The organism is Arthrobacter sp. 05T420, assembly GCF_056396305.1.
The window spans coordinates 116314-125425 of the sequence record NZ_JBFTLG010000017.1; the positions used below are offsets into that span (position 1 = coordinate 116314).

General features: G+C 67.7%; 9 protein-coding genes. 8 read left to right on the forward strand and 1 reads right to left on the reverse strand.

Translation table 11 applies throughout. From position 1 onward, the window contains the following. Window positions 1–168: 168 nt before the first annotated feature. From AC1DEM_RS16970 to pabB, 7 genes are all read left to right on the forward strand, one after another. The gene (locus AC1DEM_RS16970; protein ID WP_476885473.1) at window positions 169–984 is read left to right on the forward strand and encodes a methyltransferase domain-containing protein; all 816 of its coding nucleotides are present in this window, start codon (window positions 169–171) and stop codon (window positions 982–984) included. Window positions 985–1114: 130 nt separating this feature from the next. Then, window positions 1115–1567: a hypothetical protein gene (locus tag AC1DEM_RS16975; protein ID WP_476885474.1), complete on the forward strand. Its 453-nt coding sequence runs from the start codon at window positions 1115–1117 to the stop codon at window positions 1565–1567. A gap of 170 nt (window positions 1568–1737) precedes the next feature. Then, window positions 1738–2289 (forward strand): dihydrofolate reductase family protein, encoded by a 552-nt coding sequence (locus tag AC1DEM_RS16980; RefSeq protein WP_476885475.1) that lies wholly within the window; start codon window positions 1738–1740, stop codon window positions 2287–2289. A gap of 62 nt (window positions 2290–2351) precedes the next feature. Continuing rightward, window positions 2352–2975: a LysE family transporter gene (locus tag AC1DEM_RS16985; RefSeq protein WP_476885476.1), complete on the forward strand. Its 624-nt coding sequence runs from the start codon at window positions 2352–2354 to the stop codon at window positions 2973–2975. Between the two features lie 133 nt (window positions 2976–3108). Next, the gene (locus AC1DEM_RS16990) at window positions 3109–3666 is read left to right on the forward strand and encodes an NUDIX hydrolase (protein ID WP_476885477.1); all 558 of its coding nucleotides are present in this window, start codon (window positions 3109–3111) and stop codon (window positions 3664–3666) included. A gap of 75 nt (window positions 3667–3741) precedes the next feature. Next, on the forward strand, window positions 3742–4302 hold the full coding sequence (locus tag AC1DEM_RS16995; protein ID WP_476885478.1) for a low molecular weight protein-tyrosine-phosphatase: 561 nt from the start codon (window positions 3742–3744) through the stop codon (window positions 4300–4302). Next, window positions 4299–6353, forward strand: coding sequence for an aminodeoxychorismate synthase component I (gene pabB / locus AC1DEM_RS17000; RefSeq protein ID WP_476885479.1), 2055 nt, complete (start codon window positions 4299–4301; stop codon window positions 6351–6353). Before AC1DEM_RS16995 ends, pabB begins: the two co-directional genes overlap by 4 nt. Before the next feature lie 46 nt (window positions 6354–6399). On the opposite strand, the gene cls is transcribed toward pabB, so the two are convergent. Further along, a complete protein-coding gene (gene cls, locus AC1DEM_RS17005) occupies window positions 6400–7827 on the reverse strand; it encodes a cardiolipin synthase (protein ID WP_476885480.1) in 1428 nt (475 codons plus the stop codon). A gap of 141 nt (window positions 7828–7968) precedes the next feature. Between cls and AC1DEM_RS17010 the strand changes: the two genes are divergently transcribed. Next, window positions 7969–8931, forward strand: a complete 963-nt coding sequence (locus AC1DEM_RS17010; protein ID WP_476885481.1) for an aminodeoxychorismate lyase — start codon at window positions 7969–7971, stop codon at window positions 8929–8931. The last annotated feature ends 181 nt before the right edge of the window (window positions 8932–9112 follow it).

Consider the following 9112-nt stretch of genomic DNA (forward strand, 5'->3'; position numbering starts at 1 on the left):
CCGCAGTCATTGCTGCTGTTGTTTTTCACTCCTCCATTCATCCGCAGAATCTTCGGCGCCGGAAGCGGCAAAGCTGACGGCCAGCTGCAAAATACTGCCTACCGGCGGAGCCCCGACGCTGTTGGGCGGATCTGCACTTTTCCGTCCGCGGGAGGGTAGCGTTCCACTATGAGTGCGCAGCAGCCTGACGACGTGTACACACACGGCCACCACGAGTCGGTGGTCCGTGCCCATGCCGCCCGCACGGCGGAGAACTCGGCAGCGTTCGTGATCCCGTATCTCACGCCCGGGGCGAACGTCCTCGACGTCGGGTGCGGGCCGGGCAGCATCACGTGCGACTTCGCGGAACTGGTGGCACCGGGCAGGGTTACGGGCCTGGACCGCTCTGCCGACATCATCGCCCAGGCCGCGGGCCTCGCCGTCGAGCGCGGCGTAGACAACGTCGACTTTGCCGCCGGCAACATCTATGACCTCGACTTCCCGGACGAGTCGTTCGACGTCGTCCACGCCCATCAGGTCCTCCAGCACCTCACGGACCCGGTCGCGGCCCTGCGGGAGATGCGCCGGGCGGCCAAGGCCGGCGGGATCGTGGCGGTGCGCGACGCCGATTTCCATGGCATGAGCTGGTACCCGGCCATCCCCGAGCTCGACGACTGGATGGAGTTGTACCAGCGGATCGCCCGCCGCAACGGCGCCGAGCCCGACGCCGGACGCCGGCTCGTGTCCTGGGCGCAGGCCGCCGGGTTCACGGACGTGGCGCCGTCCAGCAGCAACTGGCTCTACGCCACCGGGCATGAGCGGCGCTGGCAGGCCCGGGTGTGGGGCGAGCGGGTGCTGCATTCATCCTTTGCAGACCAGGCGCTCGAGTACGGCTTTGCCAGCGAGGCGGACCTGGCCCGGATTTCCGCGGGCTGGCACCGGTGGGGCTCCACCGATGACGGCTGGTTCCTGATTCCCAACGGCGAGGTCATCGCCCGGGCCTGAGCGGCCGCCACTGGTGTCACAGCACGGGCACAGCCTGCCGAAAGTGCAGCCACAACTGGGCGACTGAGGCTGGGTCCAGGCCGAAAACTCGGCCGGTCCGGCATCCGGGCCTCAGCAAAGGAGTTCCACCATGGCAAAGATCAACAAAACCACCGCGGGCATCATGCTCGCTGCGGTGATCGGCGGCGGCGCCATCGGCGCATCGGCCATCCCCGCGATGGCAGCTGATTCCACCAGCGGCTCGTCCTCGACCCAGGCCACCGATGGCTACGGCACCGGCGGCCAGCGCGGGCCACACCAGGCCAACGGGAAGACGGAGCAGGTCCTCACTGGCGACGCCGCGACGAAGGTCGAGGCCGCGGTGAAGGCCGCCCAGCCGAGCGCGACGATCGAGCGGATGGAGACCGACGCCGATGGCGCCACCTACGAAGCCCACATCACGAAGGCGGACGGCACCCGCGCGACCGTCCTGCTGGATGCGAACTTCACCGTGACCGCAACCGAGGAAGGCCAGGGCGGACCCGGCGGAGGCCACGGCGGCCCGGACGGCACTGCCACGGGTGGCTACACGTCCAACGGCTAGCCCTTAGCGGGTCTTGGGCGCGCCCCGGCACGTCCAAGGCTCGCGGTCCTAGCGGCACAGTCATCCTCCGGGGCGGCCGCCAACGAGTTTTCGCCAGCCATTCCCTGCTTCCGGGTCAGCGGATAGGGTGCACTGGAGACCTCACTAGAGACCCCCGTAAGGAGAACCCCATGCGCAAATTGACGGCCGGCCTTTTCTGCTCTGTGGACGGCGTGGTTGAAGACCCGTTCCTGTGGCAATTCGACAGCTTCGACGAAGAGCTGGGCGCCGGGATGGGCGAAATGATGGGACGGATCGACACCGCGCTCCTGGGCCGCATCGGGTACCAGCAGTGGGCACAGTACTGGCCCAACGCCGAAAGCGATGCCGACTTCGCGGGGTTCATCAATCCGCTGCCGAAGTTTGTCGCGTCCCGGACCCTGACCGGGGAGCTGGAGTGGCAGAATTCGCGCCTGATCGAAGGCCCGCTGGAGGACTTCGTTGCCGGCCTGAAAGACAGCGACGGCGGCGAAATAGGCGTCTTCAGCAGCATCTCCCTGGTCCACCAACTGCTGTTCGCCGGACTGCTCGACACCCTGATGCTGATTGTCCATCCCGTGATCGCGGGCAGCGGGCGGCGGCTGTTCAACGACGGTGATCCCCTCACCCGGCTGGAGCTGCAGTCGTCCCAGCAGACGAGCAAAGGCAACATGATTCTCAGCTACGGCCTGCGCCGCGGCTGACTCCCGTCGGTTATCCCGGCGGCCCGCCAGGTTGGCCTCGGCCGGGACCGTAAACTTGGCTGGTGCAACCCTCCCTTTGGCTGGCCCTGGCCGGCGCCGGCGTCCTGATCAGCTTCACTCCCGGCGCGGGCGCCATCAACACCATGAGCAACTCCCTGAACTCCGGATTCCGCCGTTCCCTCTGGGGCATCCTGGGCCAGCAGGCTGCCCTCGTGGTGCACATCCTGATCGTGGCCCTCGGCGTCGGGGTGCTCGTGGCGAGCTCGCCGATCGCCTTCAACGTGATCCGCTACGCCGGCGCCGCCTACCTGGTCTACCTGGGCATCCGGCAGTTCCTGCACAAGCCGGACCTGGACCAGGAGAAGGCCGCGGCCCTGCGCAACGAACCGGGCCTCTCCATGTTCCGCCGCGGCCTCTGGGTCAATCTGCTCAACCCAAAAGCCGTGGTCTTCTTCCTGGCCTTCATGCCCCAGTTCATCCGGCCGGAGCAGCCGCTGCTGCCGCAATACATGGTCCTGGCCGCCACGGTGATCGTGATCGACGTAATGGTCATGTGGTTCTTCTTCGCGGCAGCGGCCCGGTCCTTCCAGCGCTTCACCCGCGATGCCGGCGGACAGAAGGTCCTGAACCGAACCTTCGGCGGGCTCTTTGTCGGCGTCGGCATCCTGCTGGCCGCGATCCACTAGGCGCCGCCGCCGGCCGCAGACCAGCCCGGCCGCAGACCAGCCCGGCCGGCACCAGCGGGGCCGTCGCTAGCCTGATTCTCGATTCCGAACCTGATTCAGAACCGGAGGGAATAGCCTTGGGGCAGGAGGAGGCATGACCGTTCGGAGCGCCGGCATTCTGCTGTACCGGCTGAGGAGTACATCCCGGCCCAGCAACGCGCTGCCCCAACCCGGCGCCGCGCCGCAGCTGGAGGTCTGGATAGCCCATATGGGCGGGCCGTTCTGGGCCCGCAAGGAGGCCCAGGGCTGGTCCATCCCCAAGGGTGAATACCCGGCCGACGAGGACCCCCTGGCGGCTGCGCACCGCGAATTCGCTGAGGAAATTGGCACCCCGGCACCTGCCGCCGACTACCACCGGCTCGGCGATTTCCGCCAGCCCTCCGGCAAGATCATTACGGTCTTCACGGCCGAGTCCGACTTTCAGCCCGAACAAATCGTGAGCAACACCTTCACGCTGGAGTGGCCGCGAGGATCCGGCACGATCAGCAGTTTCCCCGAGATCGACCGCGCCGAGTGGACCGCCGAGCCCGAAGCCCGGTCCAGGCTGGTGAAGGGTCAGCTGCCCGTCCTCGACGCGCTGGTCCGGCACCTCGGGCTGGGACCGGCCGCACGCGACTCGCCTGCCGACGGAAACAGGCATGACAAAAACTGAATATCTATTGACATTTTTTGTAATACTTCGCGGGGGCCAGCTAGCCAAGAGGACACGGATCGTTCATGCTTAGCTATGACCTCACTGTCGAGCCAGTACCGGATCATCGCGGTCTGCACCGGAAACATCTGCCGGTCCCCGATGGCCGAACTAATGCTGGCGGAGGCATTCCGGGCCGAGCACCTCACCGGGGCCGTGGTCGATTCCGCCGGCACCACGGCGTATGAGGCCGGCCGGCCCATCGATCCCCGGGCCGCGCGCAAACTCACAGCCCACAACATCGCATCGGGCCGCCACGTGGCGCGTGAATGGCAGCCCGAATGGTTCGCCAGCCGGGAGCTGATCCTGGCCCTCGACGTCGACCACTACGGCTGGCTCCGGCAGGCAGCGCCGGACCGGGAATCCTTGGCCAAGATCCGCATGCTCCGCAGCTTCGACCCCGCGGTGGCGGACAAGGACCCGCTGGAGCAGGGGATCGAGGACCCGTGGTACGGCGGCCACACCGATTTCGACACCACCTGGAACCTCATCCGGGCCTCAGTTCCGGGGATTGTGCAGCACGTGCGCACCGAGCTTCTGCGGCGGGACGGGCAACGCCACGGCAGCGAAGGCCAGCCGGTACGCTCTATTTCATGAGTCCCGCACCCGTCATCATCGCAATCGACGGACGGTCCGGCTCCGGCAAGACCACCCTGGCCATCGAATTGGCGGCGCGGCTCAGGGAACACCGCAAAGTCTCACTCTTCCACCTCGAGGAAATCTATCCCGGTTGGAATGGGCTCGCCGCCGGGATTGAACGCTACGTCACCACCGTGCTTTCGCCCCTGCGGCGCGGGGAAAGCGCGGAGTGGGTCAGCTGGGACTGGGAGCGGCACTACGACGGCGACGCCCGCACCACACACCCTGCCGAAATCGTCCTGGTGGAGGGCGTCGGCGCCGCAGCAGCAGCGGCACTCCCCTGGCTGGACGCCGTGATCTGGGCGGACTCCTCCGACGCCGACCGCCGGGCCAGGGCGCTGGCCCGGGACGGCGACACCTACGAACCGTTTTGGGACCAGTGGGCTGCACAGGAAGCGGAGTGGCTGGCGGCCGACGACGTCCCGGCCCGCGCCGATGTGCACGTACTCAACCGCGCGGACGGCAACGCCCCCGACGACGTCCTGCAGGCCCTCCAGTACATCCCGGCAGTGGCCCCCGCCCTGCTGCCCGAACTCGCCGCCCGGCTTGGCCTTCAGTTGCTGGCCGAACGGATCGACGTCCAACCGGAACCCGGGCAGCTGTTTGCGGGGCTCTTCGGCGGTTCAGCCAACGCCGTGTGGCTCGACTCCTCCCTGGACCCGGCGGGCCTCGCCCCGGAGGCCGCGGAGCGCAGCCGCTTCAGCATCTTGGCCGACGACGGCGGCCGCTTCGGCCAGGCCGTCCAGCACAGTTCTGGACGGACCCGCGTCAGTACAGGCCAGGCCACGGTGACCACGGACGGCCCGTTCTTCCGCTGGCTCGACGGCGTGTGGGGGCGCCGGGCGCTCCGGGCACCCGAGGCCTACCCGTGCGAATTCACCCTGGGCTGGCTCGGGTACCTCGGCTATGAGCTCAAACGCGAATCCGGCGGCAACGACGTGGCCGCCGCAACCCCTGACGCCTGCCTGCTCTTCGCCGGCCGCGCCGTGGTCCTTGACCATGCCGAGGGCACCACCTGGCTGCTGACCCTGGACGCACCCGACGCCGGGGACTGGCTCGAGGCGGCCCGCGCGGCCGTCGCCGCGGCCGCCTCGGCGCCCGGGACCGCGTCTCGGGGCAACGCTCCCGGGCAACCGAGCGCCCCGCACTTCACTGCCCGGGACACGGAAGCCGGCTACAAGGCCAAGGTCACCGAGGCCCAGCGGGAGATTGCGGAAGGCAACACGTACGAGGTCTGCCTGACCACGGCACTCACCGCCAACTCGCCCGTTGGCCCCCAGGGCCTGGACCCTTGGCCGACCTACCTGGACCTGCGGCGCCGCAACCCGGCCCCCTTCGCCAGCTTTCTGCGCTTCGGCGAACTCGCCGTGGCGAGCACGTCTCCGGAGCGCTTCCTGCAGATTGCCGCGGACGGCGGGATGCGGGCCGAACCGATCAAGGGCACGCGCCGCCGGGATGCGAAACCGGACGCGGACGCTGCGCTGCGGCAGGAACTGGAGTCCTCGGCCAAGGACCGCGCGGAAAACATCATGATCGTGGACCTGCTGCGCAATGACCTCAGCCATTTCGCCGTGCCGGGGTCGGTAGCCGTCAGCCGGCTGTGTGCGATCGAGAGCTACGCCACCGTGCACCAGATGGTGAGCACCATCGATGCCCGTCTGCGGCCCGGACTGCCGCGGGCCGAGGCGGTGGCCGCATGCTTCCCCGCAGGCTCGATGACCGGCGCCCCGAAGGTCAGCACCATGGCCATCCTGGAGCGGCTGGAGGCCGCGCCGCGGGGCGTGTACTCCGGGGCAATCGGCTACTTCTCCCTGAACGGGGCCGCCGACCTTTCGGTGGCGATCCGGACCCTCGTGATGAGAGCGCTGGACGACGGCACGGCGGACCTTAGCCTCGGCGTCGGCGGCGCCGTCACCGCCGACTCGTCCCCGCAGGAGGAGTACGAGGAAGTCCGGACCAAAGCGTTCGGCGTCCTCTCGGCGCTGGGCGCCCAGTTCCCCAGCGCCTGAGTTCCCCAGGCTGACGTTCCCGGCGGCCGTCCCGCCAGCGGCAGCGCTACTGCAGGGTTGCGCTCAGCCTTGCCACATTGTCCACGTATTTGACCTGCATGGGCCGTTTCATCCAGTCATCGAGCAGCAGCTCGTGCGAGATGGTGCGGTAAGTGTCCTCCACGGCGCGGATCCGCTGCACGATGTCCTCACCGAGGAGCATGACGGATACCTCGAGGTTCAGCGAGAAGGAGCGCATGTCCATGTTGCTGGAGCCCAGCACGGCAACCTCGTCATCGATGGTGAAGTGCTTGGCGTGCAGCACGAACGGCGCCTTGTACAGGTAAATCCGCACCCCGGCCTCGAGCAGGGCCTGGTAGTACGACTGCTGCGCGTGGTGGACCAGGAACTGGTCGCCCTTTTCCGAGACGAAGAGTTCCACCTCGACGCCGCGCTGCGCCGCCGTGGTCACCGCATAGAGCAGGGAGTCGTCCGGGACGAAGTAGGGGCTGCAGAGCGAGACCTTGTGCTGCGCCGAGTAAATCAAGGTGTTGAAGAGCCTCAGGTTGTTCTCGGTAATGAATCCCGGGCCGCTGGGGACCACCTGCGCCGTGATGTTTCCGGGGTGGGACTCCGGCTCGTGTTCGAGCTGCTCTTCCAGGGATTCGTCGGTTTCGCTCAGCCAGTCGGTCGCGAAAACCACATTCAGGGTGGTGACAATCGGCCCGCGCATGCAGGCCATGAGCTCCACCCATTCGCGGCCCACCTTGCGGTGCTTGGGATTGTTGTACGACGGCTCGATCAGGTTCTGGGATCCGGTGAACGCGATTTCGCCGTCGATCACCATGATCTTGCGGTGATTGCGGAGGTCCGGCCGGCGCCACTGGCCGTGCACCGGACTTAGCGGCAGCATGGGCCGCCAACGGATCTTGCTGGCGTTGAGCCTTGCCTTCAGCCGGCGGTAGCCCTTGATCCGGAGCGTGCCGAGGTGGTCGAACAGGACGCGGACCTCGACGCCGCGCTCCGCCGCCTCCTCCAGTGCGGTGAGCAGATCGTCCGTGACGTGGTCCGAGCTCATGATGTAGAACTCGGCATTGACGAAGGATTTGGCGCCGCGGACCGCCGCGGCCATCGCCTTCATGGAATCGGGGTAGCCGGGCAGCAGCTCCACGCTGTTGCCATCCACCATGGGCAGCGATCCCAGCGTCTTGTTCAGTTCAGCGGCGGACGCCACCCATTCGGGACCGGCGTAGCGGCTTTCGACAGCCTGCAGGTCCGAGGTTCCGGCCCGGATGCGGGTATTGACCGCATCCTGCTGGGCGCGGCGGCGGCGGGAGAGCCGGAAGTTGCCAAACAGCAGGAACAAGGCCAGGCCCAGGACGGGCACAATGAAGATGCCCAGCAGCCACGCCATTGCCGTGGTGGGCCGCCGGTTTCCGGGGATGATGCCCAGGGCCAGCACCCGGATGGCGAAGTCGATCACGGTCAGGATCATGATTGCCCAGGACGGTAAAGTTTCCGCCAGCGGAAATGGCCACAGCACAGGCGAACCCCTCAAAGTACAAGCCCGCGGAACAGTTCCGGAACGGGCAACCAGCAAATCCTATCCCGGGACCACCGAGACTAAGCTGTTGCCATGACCACTCCTGCCCCCGTTCCTGCGCCCGCGACCGTGCTGGTCTTCCTGGACCCGGCGTTCGAAGGCGGCCGGCTTGCCGACGCGACGCAGCCGCAATTGATGGCCACGGACCTTGGCGCCACTCGTGGCGATGGCGTTTTTGAATCGCTGCTGGCCGTCGGCGGCCGGCCCCGCAAAATCCAGGCACACCTGACCCGGCTGGCCGGTTCGGCCCGGCTCCTGGAGCTGGACATCCCGGCAGAGGACGCCTGGCGGCGCGCGGTGGACACGGCCATCGGCGAGTTCCGGCGCCAAGATCCTGCCACGCCGGCAGCGGGCGGCACGGACGAGGTTGTAGTGAAACTGCTCGTCACCCGTGGGCCGGAGGGCGCCGCCGCCCCCACGTGCTGGGTCCAGGCCTCCCCACCCGCGGCCGCGGGCCGACGGCAGCGCGAGACCGGAATCGACGTCATGCTGCTGGACCGTGGCTATGACAGCGAAGTCGGCGAGCGCGCGCCCTGGCTGCTGCTCGGCGCCAAAACCCTCTCCTACGCCGTGAACATGGCAGCGCTGCGCTACGCCCACCGGCACGGCGCCGACGACGTCATCTTCACGTCCGCAGACGGCCGGGTCCTGGAGGGACCGACGTCGACCGTTCTGCTGGCCCACCTGGAAACCGCGGACGACGGCGCCGGCGGCCTCCGCACCATCCGGCGGCTCATCACGCCCCAGCTGGACAGCGGCATCCTGCCGGGCACCTCACAGGGTGCCCTGTTCACCGCCGCGAAAGCTGCCGGCTGGGAGCTGGGCTACGGCCCGTTGGAGCCGAAGGACCTGCTGGACGCCGACGCGGTCTGGCTGATCTCCAGCATCCGTCTCCTGGCCCCGGTGAACCACATCGACGGCCAGGAAATCGGCACGCCGGAACTGCGTCGCCAGCTCACGGCCGAACTCAGCGCCTTGTTCTCCACGATCGAATAGCAACGCGGGGTCACTTACGGCCCATCCCGATGCGGCAAAGTCATATGGTCGTAGCAACGCTCTGATTGATGGAGCGTTTTATGGTCAAGCTGTTTCCTCCGAATACCCGCACCGACTTCGTTGACATGGTGTGTGGCGGGATGTCGATACTCGCCGCGGCCCGGCGTGTCGGGGTCATGCA

What these genes read in the sequence shown, in the direction of transcription:
- AC1DEM_RS16970 (WP_476885473.1), top strand. Translation starts at nt 169, where the DNA reads ATGAGTGCGCAGCAGCCTGACGACGTGTACACACACGGCCACCACGAG.
- AC1DEM_RS16975 (WP_476885474.1), top strand. Translation starts at nt 1,115, where the DNA reads ATGGCAAAGATCAACAAAACCACCGCGGGCATCATGCTCGCTGCGGTG.
- AC1DEM_RS16980 (WP_476885475.1), top strand. Translation starts at nt 1,738, where the DNA reads ATGCGCAAATTGACGGCCGGCCTTTTCTGCTCTGTGGACGGCGTGGTT.
- AC1DEM_RS16990 (WP_476885477.1), top strand. Translation starts at nt 3,109, where the DNA reads ATGACCGTTCGGAGCGCCGGCATTCTGCTGTACCGGCTGAGGAGTACA.
- AC1DEM_RS16995 (WP_476885478.1), top strand. Translation starts at nt 3,742, where the DNA reads ATGACCTCACTGTCGAGCCAGTACCGGATCATCGCGGTCTGCACCGGA.
- pabB (WP_476885479.1), top strand. Translation starts at nt 4,299, where the DNA reads ATGAGTCCCGCACCCGTCATCATCGCAATCGACGGACGGTCCGGCTCC.
- cls (WP_476885480.1), bottom strand. Translation starts at nt 7,827, where the DNA reads ATGATCCTGACCGTGATCGACTTCGCCATCCGGGTGCTGGCCCTGGGC.
- AC1DEM_RS17010 (WP_476885481.1), top strand. Translation starts at nt 7,969, where the DNA reads ATGACCACTCCTGCCCCCGTTCCTGCGCCCGCGACCGTGCTGGTCTTC.